22 protein-coding genes and 1 pseudogene are annotated in these 18,116 nt (G+C 46.3%); 10 read left to right on the plus strand and 13 right to left on the minus strand.

Features of this window, described 5'->3' with window-relative positions; translation table 11 throughout:
* Position 1 precedes the first annotated feature (1 nt).
* Genes nth through aat form a run of 5 tightly spaced genes read right to left on the minus strand, consistent with a single transcriptional unit; the run spans position 2 to position 3,829 of the window.
* Positions 2-634 (minus strand): endonuclease III, encoded by a 633-nt coding sequence (nth, locus tag BM021_RS07490; RefSeq protein ID WP_090720422.1) that lies wholly within the window; start codon positions 632-634, stop codon positions 2-4.
* Positions 621-1,316 carry an RnfABCDGE type electron transport complex subunit B gene (locus BM021_RS07495; protein ID WP_090720423.1) on the minus strand — a complete coding sequence of 232 codons (696 nt, stop codon included), beginning with the start codon at positions 1,314-1,316 and terminating at the stop codon, positions 621-623. The genes nth and BM021_RS07495 overlap by 14 nt, the downstream gene beginning before the upstream one ends.
* 14 nt (positions 1,317-1,330) lie before the next feature.
* Positions 1,331-2,368: a quinone-dependent dihydroorotate dehydrogenase gene (locus BM021_RS07500; RefSeq protein WP_090720424.1), complete on the minus strand. Its 1,038-nt coding sequence runs from the start codon at positions 2,366-2,368 to the stop codon at positions 1,331-1,333.
* Between the two features lie 41 nt (positions 2,369-2,409).
* Positions 2,410-3,117: an arginyltransferase gene (locus BM021_RS07505; RefSeq protein ID WP_090720425.1), complete on the minus strand. Its 708-nt coding sequence runs from the start codon at positions 3,115-3,117 to the stop codon at positions 2,410-2,412.
* 13 nt (positions 3,118-3,130) lie between these two features.
* Positions 3,131-3,829 (minus strand): leucyl/phenylalanyl-tRNA--protein transferase, encoded by a 699-nt coding sequence (aat, locus tag BM021_RS07510; protein ID WP_090720456.1) that lies wholly within the window; start codon positions 3,827-3,829, stop codon positions 3,131-3,133.
* A gap of 133 nt (positions 3,830-3,962) precedes the next feature.
* Between aat and BM021_RS07515 the strand changes: the two genes are divergently transcribed.
* The 4 genes from BM021_RS07515 to BM021_RS07535 all read left to right on the plus strand — a co-directional run bounded on the left by BM021_RS07515 (position 3,963) and on the right by BM021_RS07535 (position 7,753).
* Positions 3,963-4,874, plus strand: a complete 912-nt coding sequence (locus BM021_RS07515; RefSeq protein WP_090720426.1) for a porin family protein — start codon at positions 3,963-3,965, stop codon at positions 4,872-4,874.
* Positions 4,875-5,184: 310 nt separating this feature from the next.
* On the plus strand, positions 5,185-6,015 hold the full coding sequence (locus tag BM021_RS07520) for an inositol monophosphatase family protein (RefSeq protein WP_090720427.1): 831 nt from the start codon (positions 5,185-5,187) through the stop codon (positions 6,013-6,015).
* 182 nt (positions 6,016-6,197) lie between these two features.
* A complete protein-coding gene (locus BM021_RS16580; protein WP_371116256.1) occupies positions 6,198-6,410 on the plus strand; it encodes a transposase in 213 nt (70 codons plus the stop codon).
* 887 nt (positions 6,411-7,297) lie between these two features.
* The gene (locus BM021_RS07535) at positions 7,298-7,753 is read left to right on the plus strand and encodes a hypothetical protein (RefSeq protein WP_090720430.1); all 456 of its coding nucleotides are present in this window, start codon (positions 7,298-7,300) and stop codon (positions 7,751-7,753) included.
* On the opposite strand, the pseudogene BM021_RS16585 reads toward BM021_RS07535, so the two are convergent.
* From BM021_RS16585 to BM021_RS07565, 7 genes and pseudogenes are all read right to left on the minus strand, one after another.
* Positions 7,716-8,111 (minus strand): annotated as a pseudogene (locus BM021_RS16585) (transposase); the annotation flags it as partial. The gene BM021_RS07535 and the pseudogene BM021_RS16585 overlap by 38 nt on opposite strands.
* Before the next feature lie 203 nt (positions 8,112-8,314).
* Positions 8,315-8,905 carry an SMC-Scp complex subunit ScpB gene (gene scpB, locus BM021_RS07540; protein WP_090720431.1) on the minus strand — a complete coding sequence of 197 codons (591 nt, stop codon included), beginning with the start codon at positions 8,903-8,905 and terminating at the stop codon, positions 8,315-8,317.
* Complete coding sequence (locus BM021_RS07545; protein ID WP_090720432.1) at positions 8,902-9,720, minus strand: segregation and condensation protein A; 819 nt, start codon at positions 9,718-9,720, stop codon at positions 8,902-8,904. The genes scpB and BM021_RS07545 overlap by 4 nt, the downstream gene beginning before the upstream one ends.
* 48 nt (positions 9,721-9,768) lie before the next feature.
* Positions 9,769-10,971, minus strand: coding sequence for a tryptophan--tRNA ligase (locus BM021_RS07550; protein ID WP_090720433.1), 1,203 nt, complete (start codon positions 10,969-10,971; stop codon positions 9,769-9,771).
* Positions 10,972-10,997: 26 nt separating this feature from the next.
* The gene (locus BM021_RS07555; RefSeq protein ID WP_090720434.1) at positions 10,998-11,663 is read right to left on the minus strand and encodes a site-2 protease family protein; all 666 of its coding nucleotides are present in this window, start codon (positions 11,661-11,663) and stop codon (positions 10,998-11,000) included.
* Entirely contained in the window at positions 11,656-12,288 is a 633-nt protein-coding gene (locus BM021_RS07560) for an L-threonylcarbamoyladenylate synthase (RefSeq protein ID WP_090720435.1), read from the minus strand. The genes BM021_RS07555 and BM021_RS07560 overlap by 8 nt, the downstream gene beginning before the upstream one ends.
* 33 nt (positions 12,289-12,321) lie before the next feature.
* Positions 12,322-13,164: a 3',5'-nucleoside bisphosphate phosphatase gene (locus BM021_RS07565; RefSeq protein WP_090720436.1), complete on the minus strand. Its 843-nt coding sequence runs from the start codon at positions 13,162-13,164 to the stop codon at positions 12,322-12,324.
* Between the two features lie 128 nt (positions 13,165-13,292).
* On the opposite strand from BM021_RS07565, the gene BM021_RS07570 reads away from it, so the two are divergent.
* A complete protein-coding gene (locus tag BM021_RS07570) occupies positions 13,293-14,516 on the plus strand; it encodes an NnrS family protein (RefSeq protein WP_090720437.1) in 1,224 nt (407 codons plus the stop codon).
* A 330-nt stretch (positions 14,517-14,846) separates the two neighbouring features.
* Here the strand turns inward: BM021_RS07570 and BM021_RS07580 are convergent, their stop codons facing one another.
* Positions 14,847-15,101, minus strand: a complete 255-nt coding sequence (locus tag BM021_RS07580; protein ID WP_090720438.1) for a hypothetical protein — start codon at positions 15,099-15,101, stop codon at positions 14,847-14,849.
* 168 nt (positions 15,102-15,269) lie between these two features.
* Between BM021_RS07580 and BM021_RS07585 the strand changes: the two genes are divergently transcribed.
* From BM021_RS07585 to gspG, 5 genes are all read left to right on the plus strand, one after another.
* Positions 15,270-15,530: a type II toxin-antitoxin system Phd/YefM family antitoxin gene (locus BM021_RS07585; protein ID WP_090720439.1), complete on the plus strand. Its 261-nt coding sequence runs from the start codon at positions 15,270-15,272 to the stop codon at positions 15,528-15,530.
* Complete coding sequence (locus BM021_RS07590) at positions 15,527-15,922, plus strand: type II toxin-antitoxin system VapC family toxin (RefSeq protein ID WP_218147836.1); 396 nt, start codon at positions 15,527-15,529, stop codon at positions 15,920-15,922. Before BM021_RS07585 ends, BM021_RS07590 begins: the two co-directional genes overlap by 4 nt.
* Positions 15,923-16,022: 100 nt before the next feature.
* A complete protein-coding gene (locus BM021_RS07595) occupies positions 16,023-16,562 on the plus strand; it encodes a histidine phosphatase family protein (RefSeq protein WP_090720440.1) in 540 nt (179 codons plus the stop codon).
* Positions 16,563-16,846: 284 nt separating this feature from the next.
* Positions 16,847-17,530, plus strand: coding sequence for a zinc metallopeptidase (locus tag BM021_RS07605; protein ID WP_090720442.1), 684 nt, complete (start codon positions 16,847-16,849; stop codon positions 17,528-17,530).
* A 149-nt stretch (positions 17,531-17,679) separates the two neighbouring features.
* A complete protein-coding gene (gene gspG, locus BM021_RS07610) occupies positions 17,680-18,114 on the plus strand; it encodes a type II secretion system major pseudopilin GspG (RefSeq protein ID WP_090720443.1) in 435 nt (144 codons plus the stop codon).
* Positions 18,115-18,116: the final 2 nt, after the last annotated feature.

An 18,116-nucleotide genomic window follows, 5' to 3' on the forward strand; every position in this document is an offset into this window, starting at 1 on the left:
GTTACATATTCTTGTGTTCATATTCACATAGATGATTAATGATACATATTGCACATTTCGGTTTTATAGCTGTACAAACATACCGGCCATGAAGAATCAACCAGTGGTGTGCATTTTGACGGAATTCTTTGGGTACCACTTTAAGCAGCTTTAATTCTACTTCCAGAACATTCTTGCCGGGCGCAAGACCGGTGCGGTTAGCAACTCGGAAAACATGGGTATCCACGGCAATGGTTGGTTCACCAAAAGCCGTATTCAGGATCACATTGGCGGTTTTGCGCCCAACTCCGGGTAATTTCTCCAGCTGTTCGCGTATGCACGGTACTTCGCTGTGATGCTGTTGTATCAGCAATTGGCAAGTTGACATAATATTTTTGGCTTTGGTTTTGTATAATCCAATCTTTCTGATAAATTCGGTCAGACCTGCTTCACCTAAGGCGAGAATTTTTTCCGGGGTATTGGCCCGAGGAAATAATTCTCTTGTTGCTAAATTAACACTTTTGTCGGTAGCTTGTGCTGAAAGCATGACAGCAATCAATAGCTCAAAAGGTGAATGGTACTCCAGTTCGGTAGTAGGATGGGGATTCGCTGATTTCAGGCAAGCAAAAATTTCATGACGCTTAGCTGAGTTCATGAGGTTTTATGGGTGAATTGGTTTCAATTGCCTGGGTGCGGATGGCCATGGCACGTTTTATTGCTGCCTGAACAACTGTTTTTTTACGCGCTTCCGCTGCTGCTCCAGCTATTTCAGGCTGTGCAGTATTTTTGTGTTTGAGGGATTCTCTGTTGATTTGCTTGTCCCGTTCAAGCCGTTGTTGCCTAAATTGATAACGCGCACGTGCCCTATCTGCAGCCTGCTTTTTAGTGGCATCGACAGGCAAATTTGATGAATCATTCACTTCCTCGTCGATCGGAATCAGGCTGATACAATCCATCGGACAAGGTGCAATGCATAACTCACATCCTGTGCATTCTGCGGCAATCACGATGTGCATTTGTTTGGCTGCACCGACAATCGCATCGACAGGACAGGATTGGACGCAGAACGTGCAGCCGATGCAGATACGCTCATCAATCCACGCGACAACTTTGCCGACTCTGGGAAAACCATGCGATGTATTCAGTGGTTTGGGCGGCACACCCAACAATTCCGCCAATTTTTGAATTCCTTCCTGATCACCGGGCGGACATTGATTGATATCCGCGCGGCCTTCTGCAATGGCTTCTGCATAAAGTCTGCATCCGGGAAAACCACATTTTCCACATTGGGTTTGCGGCAAAATGGCATCTATTTGTTCTATCAGCTGCTGGCTCATGCAATTTTTTGTTTCTAATACGCTAAGGAATGTTGTGATTGATCAGTGCAAATCGCCTGTGCAATTTTTCTGACCAAGTCCGGGCCATGATAAATCAAACCGGTATATAACTGTATCAGGCTGGCGCCGGCTCTTAGTTTATTCTGTGCATCATCCACTGACATGATGCCGCCAACACCAATAATCGGTACAGCGCCTTGCAATAGGTAATGCAATTGTTGAATAACCGCAGTGGCACGCTGCGTCAGTGGAGCACCGCTCAGTCCGCCGCTTTCTTGTGCTACCGGCAGGTGCTCAATACCAAGCCTTGAAATCGTGGTATTGGTTGCAATCACTCCATCGATTTGGTGCTCCATCAGTAACGCAGCAATGGATTCAATTTGTGCTGACTCAAGATCAGGTGCAATTTTTATCACTATGGGGACATATTTTCCATGTGCCTGTGTCAGCTTTATTTGCTCGGATTTTAATTGGCCCAGCAGCTGGTCAAGCGCATCGGCAGCTTGCAATTGCCGCAGATTTTGCGTGTTTGGCGATGAAATATTGACAGTGACATAACTGGCGTAGCGATAAACTTTTCGTAAACCGGTTAGATAATCATCTGTTGCTTTCTCAAGCGGCGTATCAAAGTTCTTACCGATATTAATACCTAGTATGCCCTGATAACCCGAACGTTGGATATTTTCTATCAGTCGATCCACGCCTTGATTATTAAAACCCAGCCGATTGATCACAGCATTTGCCTGCGGTACACGAAAAATACGCGGAGGCGGGTTGCCTGGTTGGGGTCGTGGCGTCACTGTGCCAATTTCAAGGAAACCGAATCCCAGCGCGGCGAGCGCATCCAAATGTTCGCCATCCTTATCTAGACCAGCGGCAAGCCCAACCGGATTGGGAAAATCCAATCCCATGATGGTGCGCGGTTGACAAGCAATTGGAGTGCTTTTAAATAACCTAAGTTTTTTGGCATTTTCCAATGCGGAGAAAGTAATACGATGAGCAAATTCGGGATCAAGTTTAAAAAGCAGCGGGCGAAGGAGTGTATAGAGCATACGGAATTTTATCCTGAACCAATTGCCGATTTGAATAGATTTTATGAAAAACTACTGCTGTCCAGCAATTGCCACTGGCCATCCAGTAAAACTTCCAACGGCTGGAAATTGACTTTATAGCGCATTTTCCTGCTTTCTTTAATCCAGTAACCCAAATAAAGATAGCTCAAACCCAGTTCCCTGCATCGTTCAATCTGCCATAGGATGTTATAGGTACCAAAACTTGCATGAGCAATATCTGCGTCATAAAAGGTATAAACCGATGAAAGCCCATCCGGCAGTACATCAATGATACTCACCATGCGCAACTGCTCCTGATCATGAAATTCAATCAGCTTGGAATTCACATGACTTTGTAATAAAAAATTCTGATATTGCTCGCGGCAATCACGGTCCATTCCGCCACCAGAATGGCGCTGTATCTGATAACGTTGATAAAGTGCGTAATGATGCGGCCTATAATGAAGTGCATGTTGTGTAGCTATCAAACACTGATGCTGTTTCCAGGCGCGGCGCTGTGCACGGTTGGAAGCGAAGGCCTTAACGTCAATGCGCACCGGTAGGCAGGCGTGGCAATGCGTACAATTGGGGCGATAAGTATAATGGCCACTGCGGCGAAATCCAGCCTGTATCAGTTTTGCATAAGTCTGGGTATCAATGAGGTGCTCTGGCATCGCTACCTCAGAGGATGCCAATTTACCGGGTATGTAACTACATGAATAGGGGTTGGTGGTATGAAATTTAAGCACGGCTATCGCTTCATTATTCGATCAAAATACGGTCAAAATTCCACTTACTGCTGGGTTCTAATCCAGTTATTAACATATCTAACCTTTGACTAAATTCCATGCGGGAAATTTCCCGCGCTCCCAACGATGCCAGATGATCGGTTTTAACCTGGCAATCAATTAAACCAAACTTCCAATATTGTAACTGCTTGATCAGGTGCACCAAGGCGATTTTTGAGGCGTTAGGTACGCGCGAAAACATCGATTCACCAAAAAATACTTTACCTAATGATACTCCATAAAGTCCACCGACGAGTACGCCATCCATCCAAGTTTCGATGGAATGCGCTAATCCCATTTCATGCAGGGCGGTATAAGCAGCGATCATTTGGGGATGTATCCAGGTTCCAGTTTGTCCTTTGCGCGGCGAGGCACATGCCTGCATTACCTGACCGAAACTGTAATCGGTGCGGATTTGATAATGATTTTTTTTAAGTACCTTGCGTAAAGAACGAGAAATTTTTAATTCATCAGGAAACAGCACCATGCGTGGATTCGGACTCCACCAAAGTATTGGTTCACCGTCATTAAACCACGGAAAAATACCCCTGCTGTAAGCCTCCAGTAAACGCCGTGGTGAAAGATCACCGCCAACAGCCAATAAACCGTTGGGTTCAGTAAGGGCATTCTCCAGTGGTGGAAAAGAAGAAAAGGATTTAATGCGCCTAATCATAACATCTTCAAAAATGGCCATTGATTGATATTAGTTGATACAGATCAAGGCTTCTATTTTAGCGCTTATTTAGTATGTGGTTCTGATTACAAGTTTCTAGAGAACAAAACAAAATATATAAAAGGAGAACCACGTGAAAAATATTTCAAATCGAGGGGAATTGCTTTTTTGTATTGCTGCTGGCTCATTTTTTATATCCACTACAATGGCTTCATCTCATGCTTTGGCTCATGACACAGCAGCCCAGCGCATCAAACTCTTGGAAGAAAAGTTGCAAGCCATTCAAATGGAGTTGGAGAGAGTAAAATCTGAATCTTCTCGGGCTGTGCAAAAGGTCAATACGATTGAGCAAACTACAAACCAGACGGTGCAGAAAGTAAACACTATTCAACAGACTAGTACCGCTTTGGAGAATCGCATCGCTCCGTTAGAGAGTATAGAGCAGAAAAGTCATCACATGCTGTTTTTCCGGGGTGGTTTTACACACATGATGAATCATCGCAATGGCGTAACCATTCAGAATCAAGTTTTACCAATTGGTGCTCAGGATCAGGCTGATAAAAATGGATGGTATGTTGGTGCAGGTCTGGACTGGAATTTGACTCGCGACGTATGGGGTTTTATGCCGAAAACTTCGGTGTTTGCAGAGCTAATGTTTGAATATAAGCAGTTCGGCGCTCATGTTCTAGGTAATGGCGCAGTAGGCAATGTGCCCAGTATGCTAGCTGGTGGTGCGTTAAATCCGATTGATGTAACCGTTAGCCAGTTTACTTTAACCGCATCACCCAAAATCAAATTTTTCGAAGGCTCCAAACTGAGACCTTGGATTATTCCTGCAGGTTTGGGAATTCATGTAATGAGCCCACCCAGTGAATCCATTACTGTTTTAGCGCCAGGCGTTCAGTTTGGCGCGGGTGTGGATTACAATATCTGGAAAAACTTTTTCGTTGGTATCGATGGTCGTTATCATTTGACGGCTGGTAAGACAGACGGAGTTAATTTAAGTGGCATGACGGCAGGTGGCTATCTTGGAATTGGCTTCTAAAGATTGTAGGATAGGAATGGTAATTTTGTAACTTTGTTCGTTCGCAGCCAGAAGATAGTGCGTACGAAGCCTTTGCACCTCGCTATTTTTAGTGAGGTGTTTTTTTAGGCATTATTCTCTAATTTTCAAATTCAGCCGAATGTCACCACGCATGAGGCGAATCTACCCTTTGTTAGGGTACGTTGAGTATGGGCTAATAAGCATGTGTAAATAGGTTTTGAATCTTTGGAAAATTTTCGGAGCCAAAAATCAAGCATGCCACATCGATTCATATTAAAATCGCGCTTTTTGTCAAATTCGAATCAACACCATGCATCCAATGCTAACCATCGCGGTGAAAGCCGCGCGCCAGGCCGGTAGAATTATTAATCAAGCGTCACAGAATCTGGATTTACTTAATATATCGAAGAAATCGCACAGTGATTATGTGAGTGAAGTGGATAGCGCGGCTGAAGAAGCCATTATCAAGGTTTTACTAACGGCTTATCCCGATCATGCGATTCTGGCAGAAGAAAGCGGTAGCCAGGGTGATGCTAAAAAATCCGAGTACCAATGGATTATTGATCCACTCGATGGCACAACCAATTTTTTGCATGGTTTTCCTAAGTATTCAGTTTCCATTGCAGTCAGGCATAAGGGCGCGCTGGCCCATGCAGTGGTTTATGATCCAACCAATAATGAATTATTCACAGCGAGCCGGGGCGGTGGCGCTTATCTGAATGATCACCGGATTCGTGTCAGTAAGCGTACGCGATTTGAGGATTGCTTGATCGGTACAGGTTTCCCATTCCGTGATTTGACACATATGGATGCATATTTTGCCATGTTTAAGGATATTGTTCCACGCACAGCGGGGATTCGCCGGCCAGGTTCTGCGGCGCTGGATCTGGCGTATGTGGCCGCAGGGCGCTATGATGGTTTCTGGGAAATTGGCCTGGCGCCATGGGACATGGCTGCCGGTTGTCTGCTGATTACCGAAGCGGGTGGACTGGTCGGTGATTTGGAAGGCAATGAAACACAATTGGAGAGCGGACAAATTATTGCGGGAAATCCGAAAATATTCGGACAGTTGCTTCAAGTAATTGCACCCCATCTCACACCTGAGTTGATCGAAATACAGCGGGCTGTCAAGTCATCCTAGGGAAACTTTGAAGAAGTGAACTGATAGTAGATAAGAAATTGCTATCACATTTTTTGATCTATTCACATGAGACAACAAAGTTTTGCAGCCAAAGAATTTACTCTCAAGCCTAAGCAACGAAGAAAGAGAAATTTTTGCAAGAGATGGAAGTGGCTGTTTCATGAATAGGACTGGAAGCCATAATTGAACCGCACTACCCGAAAGCAGGGAGGGGTCGCAAGACTTATGAGTTATCAACTATGCTGCGCATTCACTTTATGCAGCAATGGTTTGGCTATAGCGATGCTGCGATGAAAGAAGCGCAATCAAGGATACTTTGTATGAAAGCGCATATTGGTTGGATAATCAAAGTGCTTTGTACACACAATGATTGGCGCTACTGCCAAAGCTTCTGATATGTTTCAGCCCAAACAAGACGTACAGCTAGAAGTGAATGCGATCTTGTATGTGTTAAAGACTGGCTGTCAGTGGTGTAATTGCCCAAGGATTTTGGGCATTGGAATCAGGTATTACTTGTTTCGAGGTTGGCGGCTATAGCCGGGTATGGGAGCGTGTTTTGCAAGCCTTGGCGTGAAGAAGAGCGATTGCGGGTTAGTAAAAAGCCGACCAACGGTTGCCATCATCGACTCCCAGTCAGTTAAAACGACCTTAAAAGGGAGTAACGCGGCTATATGATGCGGCAAGAAATAAAGGACGCAAACGGGGCCACATTGCGGTAGATACATTGGGTTTACTATTGACGGTTGTGATGCATTCGGCAGGCATTCAAGATCGGTTTGGTGTCAGGGCTGTGCTAATTCGATTTCTACCACATTAGCCGGTATGCAAACGATTTTTGTTGATGGTAGTTATAACGGAAAGCTTCTGATTCGGGGAATGAGTATGTTTAAGTGGTTGCTGCAGGTGATCAAAAGGAGCGAAGCTCATACATTCAAGTTTTACCGAAACGCTGGGTCGTTGAGCGCGGTTTTGGCTGACTCAATTATTTCCGACGGTTATGTAAAGATCACGAAATCTTGCCCGCATCCCCGAAGTGTGGATTCAAATTGCTTTCGTTCAATTACTTCTACGACAACGTTATTTGTTTTTCAAACAAATTCATCGAAGAAATAAGGATTTTGCTTATTTTCTTATAGTCTCTGATGCCCTAGGATATGATAGGTATTTTGGTTTATAAAAGCAGACAGGTGGTAAAAACTGCAAATAATTCCAATTCTTTATAGGATAGATAAACCATGACCCACATTGCAGTTGTCAGTCAATCTTTTCAGGAGACAAGCAAATGAAAAAATTACTCAAAAAAGTAGTCATAGCGTCAATATTGTCCTTAGCTATATCCAATGCAATGGCTACTTCAAATACGACGGTGCCCGGCCAATGGACAGTTCAGTTTTATCTTGAGCCAGGTTTAACAACTGGTGCGAGTCAGGGAATTTGCTTTAAAGCCGATGGAACGTGGTTTTCAACGACCTTTGGCGGCTGGGAGGGCGATTGGTTTAAAAAAGGTGATCGTCTGCGTTGGTACGGTGACACAGGTATCATTGCTACAGCTGAGTTCGGACAATTTAGCTCCAAAAGCCTCATGACGGGAGAATTCGCCCATTTTTTTGTTCCTGGAACACCGCCGGTGACCAGTACCCGGGGCAACTATAAAATGACAAAGGTTTCATCCACATGCGATCCTGCCGCGGCGTCGTTGTCTAGTGGTAATAGCAGTGATCCAGCCAGCAAGGAATAACTAGATAGTATCGACATAAGATGTTAGCCATAGCGCGATGCATCGCGCTATGGCCATTCATCGAATATAAACGGTAGCGAGAAATATGAGCTAATGTTCTTTGTGTAACGTGCGGCGGCTCTACGCTAGCGTTTGAGGTGTATAAGGTGTTTTCCACAAGTGCCGCAGCTTGTAAAGTGCCTCGCGGTTTTTGGAAGAAGGGAATGACCACAAGCATACCCTGTACCTGCTCTTTCTCAACAATGGCATCACTATCGTAGCTCCGATCGGCCAGCAGGTACTGCGCGTCAATGTCTTCGATTAGCTGATGAGCCTGTGTGCAATCTGCTGCGTTACCTGATATAACAAATGCTTTGACTAGGCATGTATTGCTGGCAGGTGGGGCTTAATGTGCCCGGCGTACGAAAATCACCGAAAAAACCCAGCGATTGCAGGGATAAACAACAGTTCTGCATGGCTTCTCAATCAAAGTCCTGTCTAGAACTGCAATTCAAGAAATTAAAAACTTAAAAGTAGTTACTTATTCAGGGCTTCCCTAGAAAATCAACTGTCGATTTAAATTTAGCGATCAGATATTTCAAGTTCTTCAAAAGGCAGGTCTTGATTCTTGTCACTGGCTTCGACCAAAGATTTCATCTCTTCCAATGGCGGGAGTTCTTCCAGCGAGCGCAGGTTCAGATCATCCAGAAACTGCGGCGTGGTGGCGAACAGTGCGGGTTTTCCGGGTACGTTTCGGTGTCCAACCGCCTCAATCCAGCCCCGAGCAGTGAGTGTTTTGAGTACCGAACTGGATACACTGACACCACGAATTTCTTCAATATCGCCGCGTGTCACGGGTTGCCGGTAGGCAATAATAGCGAGTGTTTCCAGAACCGCGCGCGAATAACGCGGTGCTTTTTGCGTTGTCAAGCGGTCCAGGTATGGCTGCATCTCAGCTTTGGTCTGAAAACGCCAGCCACTGGCTACGGTAACCAATTCTACGCCGCTATCAGACCATTTCTGCCGGATTTCTTCTAGTAAATTGGATAGCACTGTGGCGCTTAATTCCTGATTGAATAATTTTCTCAGTTCGCTGACAGGCAAGGTTTCTTGCGCGGTCAGCAAGGCCGCTTCAAGAATTTGCTTGGTTTTCTCAGGAGTGAGCGAGTTCATGCATCAGCCTGGTTAAGTGCGTTAATGGCGCGGATATAAATCATTCCAAAAGCTTGCGACTGAGAAATTTCTATCAACAATTCCTTGGCCAGTTCCAGGATCGCCAGAAAGGTGACAACGACTTCAGCAACAGTCGCTGTGGGGCTGAACAAGTCATAAAACTCTACCTGTTCCCGCCCGCGTAGATCGCGCAGAACCTGGCTCATATAAACGCGCACGGAAAGAATTTCGCGCTTGACCTGATGATGACAATTGACTTTGGCGCGCCCCAAAATGGCCATCCAGGCATGATGCAAATCTTCCATGCTGACAGCGGGTAATTGTTCAACGATTTCTTGTTCGATCCACAGCCGTACGATACTGAATTCGCGCGTAGCCTGCGGTAATTCATTAAGCTGCACCGCGGCTTTTTTCATTTGCTCGTATTCGAGGAGACGTCGCACCAGTTCGGCGCGCGGGTCGTGCTCTTCTTCTGTCTCGATCTTAGGACTGGGCAGCAGCATGCGCGATTTGATTTCAATCAGCAATGCGGTCATCAGCAGATATTCAGCAGCTAATTCCAATTGATCAGCGCGCATCATTTCAACATAAGCCATATATTGCTGCGTGAGCTCAGCCATTGGAATATCCAGAATATTCAGGTTGTGCCTGCGGATCAGATACAACAACAAATCCAGCGGACCTTGAAAAGTATCCAGGAAAACTTCGAGTGCTTCAGGCGGAATATACAAATCCTGTGGAATTTCCAGCAAGGGTTTGCCGCAGACTTTTGCTATCGGATGATGTGTATCAACAGAATTAATCGCTGAATTCACTGCTGCATGTTACTCATTTGGTTCTGGCCTAATTACCAGCTATCTATGTCAGGAATAACTGAGTCCCATGGCTTCGCGGATATCACGCATGGTTTCTTCCGCAAGCTTGTTGGCTCTCTCGCAACCGTCTGCAATGATGTTGCGTACCAGTGTCGGGTCTTCTTCATACTCCCTGACGCGTTCAACCATCGGTGCTTGTTCGACGAGAACCATGTCGATGACAGGCGATTTGCATTCCAGACAACCGATACCGGCAGTTGTGCAGCCCCATTGCACCCATTCGCGAGTTTTATCATCAGAATAAACCAAATGGAATTGCCATACCGGGCACTTGGCTGGGTCACCTGGATCGCTGCGCCGTACCCGTGCCGGATCCGTCGGCATAGTACGGATTTTTTTGCGGATACTGTCAGGATCTTCCCGCAGACTGATGGTGTTGTGATAGGACTTGGACATTTTCTGACCATCCAATCCGGGCATCCTGGATGCTTCAGTAAGCAGGGTTTCAGGTTCGACCAGAATCATTTTACCGCCGCCTTCCAGATAGCCGAATAAGCGTTCCTGGTCACCCAGGCTGAGATTTTGTTGCTCATCCAACAATGATCTGGCTTTCTCCAGTGCGCTTTCATCGCCCTGCTCTTGATACAGTGTGCGCAACTCCGTATATAGTTTTGATTTCCTTGATCCGAGTTTCTTGATGGCTAGCTCAGCTTTTTCCTCAAAACCGGGTTCTTTGCCATAAATATGATTAAAGCGGCGTGCGATTTCGCGCGTAAATTCCAAATGCGGTGCTTGGTCTTCTCCGACGGGAACCCGATTGGCGCGGTAAATCAGAATATCGGCGCTTTGCAGTAGCGGATAGCCGAGAAAACCATAAGTGCTGAGATCTTTCTCAGACAGTCTTTCCTGCTGGTCTTTGTAAGTAGGTACGCGTTCCAGCCAGCCGAGCGGTGTCATCATCGACAGCAATAAATACAGTTCGGCATGGGCAGGTACTTTGGATTGAATAAATAAAGTCGCCTGCGATGGATCAACACCCGCAGCCAACCAGTCAATCACCATATCCCAAGCATTTTGTTCGATAATTTCGGGTGTTCCGTAATGGGTCGTCAGTGCATGCCAATCTGCGACAAAAAACAGGCATTCATATTGTTGCTGCAACTTCACCCAATTTTTTAATACGCCGTGATAATGTCCTAAATGCAGGCTGCCGGTGGGACGCATGCCTGATAAAACGCGATCAGCAAACATATTGATTTCCTAAGTTTAAAACGTTGTTAGATATATAACCCAAACATTGACACGATGATTATTTTAGTCCAGGTAATGGCAGGTCCGATCACGGCGCCCAGCATGCCGCTGAATAACAATACCAGTAATATCATAAAGCCATAAGGCTCAATGCGGGAAAACTGATAAGCCAAACGGTGCGGCAGCAAGCTGACAGCCATCCGGCCGCCATCCAGCGGTGGCAGCGGCAGCAAGTTGAGTACCATCAGGATGACATTGATTTCGATCCCTGCCACACTCATGAGTGCCAATGGTTTTGCGAAGCTACTATCAGGTATGAGAATAGCCAGTTTGATCATTAGAGCCCAGAAAAAAGCCATCAGCAGGTTAGCGCCAGGCCCGGCTGCTGCTACCCATAGCATGTCGCGTTTGGGATGGCGCAAGTTGGAAAAATTGACCGGCACCGGTTTGGCCCAGCCGAACAAAAACCCTGCGCCGACGGTTAATTTGCTGAGAACGAATAATGTCAGAGGCACCAGAATTGTGCCGACAAGGTCGATATGCCGTATCGGATTGAGACTGATACGTCCTTCATGATAAGCCGTGAGGTCGCCAAAATGCTTGGCGATATAACCATGCGCTGCTTCATGCATGGTAATGGCAAAAATGACCGGTAAGGCATAAATCGCAATGCCTTGAATGATATTATCCATAATTAATTCCAAAGGGTTCGAGACTGCCTTTACCTTGCCGGATCAATTGGGGTACATCATCCGTTAAATCGATCACGGTGGTCATTTCTATACCGCAGGGACCGCCATCCATCACTAAATCCACTTGATGCTCCAGGCGCCTGCGGATTTCCTCCGCATCAGTCAACGGCAATTCATCCCCTGGCAATTTCAGCGTAGAGCTGAGTAAGGGTTCGTCAAGTTCTTCCAATAATGCCAGCACAACGGGATGGTCAGGAATACGCAAGCCGATCGTATTGCGTTTGGGATGCTGCAAGCGGCGTGGAACTTCGCGAGTTGCTTGCAAGATAAACGTATAACCGCCGGGCGTTGTTGCTTTGAGCAACCGATACTGACTGTTATCCACTCGGGCGTAAGTGGAGATTTCGGCCAGATTCCGGCACACCAGCGTGAAATGATGCTGATCATCCAGTTGCCGGACGGCGCGGATACGCGACATCGCGGTTTTGTCGCCGAGATGGCAACCCAATGCATAGCAAGAATCTGTCGGATAAACGATGACTCCGCCGTTGCGTACAATGGTAGCAGCCTGCCTGATCAGGCGTAAATGCGGTGTGGTGATATGGATGGAAAAAAATTGGGCCACGGCAAGGCTGTATCGTATTAAATAAATATTAAATCAGCCATTATTTTTCCAGTCATGCCAGACAGGCGTGCATCCCAGCGGAAATTCGGGCAATTGTCCTAAATCGTAATGACTTTCTTGGGGGCCATGAAAGTCTGAACCACAGGAAACCAGCAAATCCATGTTCTTGGCATATTGTGCAAAATATTTGACTTGCTCAGGGGTGTGGCTTGAAGTGACTACTTCAATAGCAGATCCACCCAGTGCGCAAAATTCTTCCAATAAATCACGGAGTACATTTTTACCTAAATCATAGCGTCCTGGATGCGCAATGACTGCCCGGCCCCCGCTGCCACGAATCCAGCTGATTGCATCGCCGAGTGCTGCCCATTCATGTGGAGCGTAACCCGGCTTACCTTTGATGAGGTATTTTTTAAAGACTGATTTGACGTCTTTGGCATAGCCTTGCTCAACCAGAAAACGGGCAAAGTGGGTGCGACCGATTAAACGCCGCTCGCCCACATGCGCATAAGCGCCTTCCAGGCTGCCGTGAATGCCGATTTTTGCCAGCTCGAGAGCGATATTCTCAGCGCGATGCGAACGGCCTGCACGGATAGTAGCCAGACCCTCAATGAGTGGCGTATACTCGGGATCAATATCCAGTCCGACAATATGTAATGTGCGGCCCCGCCAGCTGACGGATATTTCCACGCCGTTGATAAAATTGATATTTTTTGCGGCTGCTGTGTGACGCGCCTTTGCAAGCCCGGCGATATCGTCATGATCCGTTAAGGCCAGCGTGGTAACACCTCGCATGGCAGCGCGTTCGACCAGTTGTGTGGGTGTCAGAATACCATCAGAAATGGTGGAATGACAGTGCAAATCAATGTTGAGCATGAAGTAATTATATGCGCAAAGCGGACACGCATCATAGCAAATAACTCGCTTTAAGAGAAATTATTGTATTGGTAATTAAAGAGATAGTTTGATTCATGAGCCAATGAATCGTTTCATAAGGAGTCAGAATGAACAAGCAATTGACTATTCGCGATCATATCGCGGCTGCTCCGCATCGGAGCTTGTTTCTGGCTGGTGCATTACAGGGCGTGCTGACGCTGCTTTGGTGGATGTTTGATCTGGCTGGCCGCTATGGCATTGCAGGATCGACCACAACCTGGAGTATCGCTCCTGCCTGGGCGCATGCCTTCTTGATGGTTTATGGTTTTTTTCCTTTTTTTATTTTTGGTTTTTTGTTTACCACTTACCCTAACTGGATGAATGGCGACAAGGTAAAGCCGCGAGAATATATGACTACCTGCCTATTGATGGTGTTAGGTGTCGTGTTGTTTTATGTAGGCTTAGTGACTCACAAAATAATCATCATCATGGGCGTAGAGATCATGCTGGCCGGCTGGGGCGTCGCGGTTTATGTGTTATTCCGCATTTTGCTGCTCACGCCCGCTGAGGACAAGCGCCATCCCAGGGTAACCAGTGTTGCTTTACTCATGGGGGGCCTAGGTATGGCAGCGTATTTGTTTTGGCTGGTCACTGAAGTTCCGGCAGTACTGGATTTTACGCGTCATGCTGGGATCTGGTTTTTTCTGCTGCCGATCGTCCTAACCGTTTCGCACCGCATGATTCCATTTTTTTCCAGTCGGGTACTGGAAAATTATGAAATGGTCAGACCCTTCTGGATGCTGTGGCTGATGCTGGCTTGCATCGTTGCGCATGGCTGCCTTCAATGGCTGGAAATGTCAGTCTATCTCTGGATCGTCGATTTCCCCTTAGCGCTTTGTGCATTCTATTTATCCTACCGCTGGGGATTTTTGCGTAGCTTCCAAGTGAGTTTGCTGGCAGTACTGCATATTTCATTTGCCTGGCTGGGTGTATCCATGGCGATGTACGGGGCACAGAGCCTGATCTATATGCTGTCCGGCAACATACTCTTTGGCCTGGCACCGTTGCATGCATTGGCGATTGGCTATTTTGCCGGCATGATCCTGGCGATGGCTTCACGTGTCACCCTCGGTCACTCGGGACGCCCATTGGAACTGGATCGTTTCACCTGGTTGCTGTTTTTAGGTTTCCAGGCGGCTGCCGTGCTTAGAATCCTGGCGGATATCGCCCCTGCGATAGCGTCGATGTTATACGTAACTGCTGGACTCGTCTGGCTGGTTTGCTTTGGACTCTGGGCGGTTAAGTTTGCACCGATTTATTGGCGCTCAAGGGTGGATGCAAAGCCGGGGTAAATACTGTTTTCTGATCAAGCAATTTAATTTCTGTAAAATTTACAGTGCAAAGAGCCTGGCGTGTTTTTTATAACTGTTGGTAAAGATGAGCGTGTAGCTCATTTGACAAACAGGCCATCGACATGTGATCTATGGTTTTTTTGCTGAGCTGACCGGATCCCCATACCCTGTCGTGCTTCGTAAAAGGCGGCTCCAACTCATTTTACGCAGATAGTGGTATTGCTCGATTTTTATCACGACAAAGCATTCCTTATCTTCCGTTTTATCCGCTAGGCTTTCTTCTAGGCAAGCAATTCCCTTGTTTTTAGATCATTGGCTATAATCATCTTACTAGAATTGAGAGATATCAGTGATTTTACGCAGAAGTTGCGGCGATACTGTCCATTTCTTGCCATCCTCCGCCAGGATGGAAACAGTCTTTTTGTTGTAGCGCGTAATAATCCCGAATACTGGAGGTTCATTGTCAGGCTCGACGAGCATGCTTGTGTGAGCTCGCAGTTGGTGGAGAAAGCGAAGCCGCTCAACGATTCGTTTATTGAGATTAATGAGTTCTGATTCATTTAATTGATCAATATCGATTTTCATGGATATGTCTTTTTCTTATCTTTGGTTAATGAGAGTAAACAGCATTGTATAGTTTTTGCTATTGACTGGCAGCGAGATTTATGCCATGCGTAATAAATTTTGACTTAATAATCGGAGTTAACTAAACTTAGTCAAGTCAACTCATTCCTATGATATGAAAATACTGATATGCTTACCATCAATATTCATGAAGCTAAAACGCATTTGTCGCGATTTGTCGAGAAGGCTGCGGCCGGTGAGGAAATCATTATTGCCAAGGCTGGCAAGCCAATTGCCAAATTAGTGCCGCTGCACAGCTTACCTTCCCGTCGAAGTTTGGGTATGTTCAATGGGCAGTTGAAGGTACCGGAAGATTTTGATGCAGCCTTACCCGATGATGTGCTGCTGTCATTTGGGGGAGTTATCGAACCATCGACTGAAAGTCTATGATGCGACTGTTGCTTGACACTCATATTCTGTTATGGGCCCTGGATATGCCTGAGAGATTGCCTTACTCACTGAGAGCGCAACTGGAATCACCGTCAATCGAAGTTTATTTTAGTGCAGCCAGTATTTGGGAAATTGCCATTAAGGCGGCATTAGGAAAAGTCAAGTTTCATTATTCAGCAAGAGAAATTGCTGATGGTGCGGAGATAACCGGTTTTATTGAAATACCCGTTTCTTCCGAACATGCGGCAGGCGTTGCGCATTTGCCGATGCTTCACGCAGATCCGTTTGATCGCTTATTAATTGCTCAGGCATTAGCGATGCCTGCGCGTTTTATAACTGCTGATGCTACGCTGGCGAGTTATTCCGAGCTGGTTGATTGTGTAGAAAAATGATAGCGACTGTGAGCAGATAGGATCGGATTGCAGCCAAGGGGATCGAGTTTTGCAATGTAATGTAATGTAATGTAATTTTTAGCTCCATTTAACATGTAACATGAACATCTACTGTATGCGTCATGGGTGCACTAACTATAATGACCTGGGTTTGTGCAACGACGACCCCGGTCGAGATGTGTATCTGACGAAAACTGGCATAGAACAGGCACAATCGGCAGCACTGGCGCTGCGTGAAGTGGCATTTGAGCGTATTCTGGTTTCACCGCTGCCACGTACGCGCCAAACGGCGGAAATTGTGAATCAGTATCATGCAGTGCCGATTGAGATACATGCGGATCTCGCCGACATCCGTTCCGGATTTGATGGTAGACCGGTATCCGACTATTTTGCTGCCATTGCTCAGGATCCGTTGCGCAGGCGCGTCAATGGCGACGAATCGCTGCTGGATCACAAGCAACGTGTTTTGCGTTTTATCGACTGGTTAAAAGTGCAAAAGGATAAAATCCTGTTGGTAATTGCCCATGAAGAAACGATGCGAGTATTTATTGCCTATTTTGAGGGAGGTATTGAAGATGAGCAACTTCGGGATATCCATATGGATAATTGCGAATATCGGCGTTTCGTTTTGAATCGTTAATTACAGATTCATCTATTCATGCATCAGCTAGCCCAGGCTTTTTGCATGGAAGCTTTGTATAAGCCGTTCACGGGTTTCGATGACCGCGGGTGGTTTCCGATTTCACCAGCGATAAGCTCTGGCAAATTTTCCACTGCTAGAAAACAATGGCGGCTTCTATGGCTTATTGGCCAGGCGCATCATGGAACCAATTATTCATATGGCTATCTGATTGACAGCAATTTTTTTCGAGAAAATCATTCCATGAATTTTCTCGTTGTGTTGAAAATGCTCTTGGACAGCACATGTTTTACCTAATACTTATGACCATTTTGTTGGTGCTTATTCTGGGGCCTTCTTACTGGGTGAAGCATATTCTGGCGAAGTACAGCCATCCAGAAGACCGCTATCCGGGCACTGGTGGCGAATTAGCGCGTATTTTATTGGATTGGGCCAATTTGCAGGCGGTCAAGGTAGAGGTTACAGAGCACGGTGATCATTATGATCCGCTAGCAAAAGCAGTTCGTCTGACGCCAGATAAATTCAATGGTAAATCGCTTACCGCGATCACAGTTGCAGCGCATGAAGTAGGTCACGCCATTCAAGATAGGGATGGCTATCTGCCGCTAAAACTGCGCACGCGATTGGTACAGCTAGCTGCTCCGGCTGAGAAGCTGGGTGCGGCAATTATGATGGCTACACCCGTCATTACGGCTGTTACCCGGTCGCCCAGTGCAGGCATATTATTTTTACTCGGCGGTCTGTTGACGCTGGGTACTGCAACTATTATCCATTTAATTACCTTGCCGATGGAATTGCATGCCAGCTTTGCCCGTGCCTTGCCAATGCTGGAGCAAGGCAAGTATCTGATTCAAGGAGATGAGCGCCATGCGCGCAGAATTCTGCATGCGGCAGCCTGGACCTATGTCTCAGCTTCGCTCATGGCATTGCTCAATATCGGTCGATGGTGGGCGATTCTTCGGCGCTAGCGCACTTTGAGCGGGTAAAATTCCCGTATTTATGATATATACGCAGTCTTGGCCCCGTAATATAAGCCCCTTACCATGTCGTATTTATGGTAACTACCTATTTACTCAAGAGTAAAATGATCAGTAATTTCTTAAGTTAGAGGACAAATATGAAGTATTCGATCAGGCAGCAAAAGGCAAAAGCCATCCGTGGATTTACACTACTCGAGTTGCTCGTTGTGATGGTGATTATCGGTTTGCTAGCCGCCTATGTTGGGCCCAAATACTTTTCGCAAGTGGGTAAATCAGAAATCAAAATGGCTCAGGCTCAAATCGATGCATTAGAAAAAGCATTGCATCAATATCGCCTGGATGTGGGAAGCTACCCAGCCACTGAACAAGGATTAGCTGCGTTGGTGACCCGCCCCGGTAATGAATTAAGATGGCAAGGGCCGTATCTTGCAAAAATGCCTCCCTCCGACCCGTGGGGCCGCCCTTATGTTTACAAATATCCTGGTGAGCGAGCAGAATTTGATTTGCTTTCTTATGGAAAAGACGGTCAACCAGGCGGTGAAGGTGAAGCGGCTGATATCAAAAACTGGTAATT

Source organism: Nitrosomonas sp. Nm166, assembly GCF_900112825.1.
GTDB lineage: Bacteria > Pseudomonadota > Gammaproteobacteria > Burkholderiales > Nitrosomonadaceae > Nitrosomonas.

What these genes read in the sequence shown, in the direction of transcription:
- BM021_RS07565 (WP_090720436.1), bottom strand. Translation starts at nt 13,164, where the DNA reads ATGCTCAACATTGATTTGCACTGTCATTCCACCATTTCTGATGGTATT.
- BM021_RS07580 (WP_090720438.1), bottom strand. Translation starts at nt 15,101, where the DNA reads ATGAAAATCGATATTGATCAATTAAATGAATCAGAACTCATTAATCTC.
- aat (WP_090720456.1), bottom strand. Translation starts at nt 3,829, where the DNA reads ATGATTAGGCGCATTAAATCCTTTTCTTCTTTTCCACCACTGGAGAAT.
- gspG (WP_090720443.1), top strand. Translation starts at nt 17,680, where the DNA reads ATGAAGTATTCGATCAGGCAGCAAAAGGCAAAAGCCATCCGTGGATTT.
- BM021_RS07500 (WP_090720424.1), bottom strand. Translation starts at nt 2,368, where the DNA reads ATGCTCTATACACTCCTTCGCCCGCTGCTTTTTAAACTTGATCCCGAA.
- nth (WP_090720422.1), bottom strand. Translation starts at nt 634, where the DNA reads ATGAACTCAGCTAAGCGTCATGAAATTTTTGCTTGCCTGAAATCAGCG.
- BM021_RS07595 (WP_090720440.1), top strand. Translation starts at nt 16,023, where the DNA reads ATGAACATCTACTGTATGCGTCATGGGTGCACTAACTATAATGACCTG.
- BM021_RS07570 (WP_090720437.1), top strand. Translation starts at nt 13,293, where the DNA reads ATGAACAAGCAATTGACTATTCGCGATCATATCGCGGCTGCTCCGCAT.
- BM021_RS07555 (WP_090720434.1), bottom strand. Translation starts at nt 11,663, where the DNA reads ATGGATAATATCATTCAAGGCATTGCGATTTATGCCTTACCGGTCATT.
- BM021_RS07590 (WP_218147836.1), top strand. Translation starts at nt 15,527, where the DNA reads ATGATGCGACTGTTGCTTGACACTCATATTCTGTTATGGGCCCTGGAT.
- BM021_RS07605 (WP_090720442.1), top strand. Translation starts at nt 16,847, where the DNA reads ATGTTTTACCTAATACTTATGACCATTTTGTTGGTGCTTATTCTGGGG.
- BM021_RS07550 (WP_090720433.1), bottom strand. Translation starts at nt 10,971, where the DNA reads ATGTTTGCTGATCGCGTTTTATCAGGCATGCGTCCCACCGGCAGCCTG.
- scpB (WP_090720431.1), bottom strand. Translation starts at nt 8,905, where the DNA reads ATGAACTCGCTCACTCCTGAGAAAACCAAGCAAATTCTTGAAGCGGCC.
- BM021_RS07535 (WP_090720430.1), top strand. Translation starts at nt 7,298, where the DNA reads ATGAAAAAATTACTCAAAAAAGTAGTCATAGCGTCAATATTGTCCTTA.
- BM021_RS07585 (WP_090720439.1), top strand. Translation starts at nt 15,270, where the DNA reads ATGCTTACCATCAATATTCATGAAGCTAAAACGCATTTGTCGCGATTT.
- BM021_RS07520 (WP_090720427.1), top strand. Translation starts at nt 5,185, where the DNA reads ATGCATCCAATGCTAACCATCGCGGTGAAAGCCGCGCGCCAGGCCGGT.
- BM021_RS07495 (WP_090720423.1), bottom strand. Translation starts at nt 1,316, where the DNA reads ATGAGCCAGCAGCTGATAGAACAAATAGATGCCATTTTGCCGCAAACC.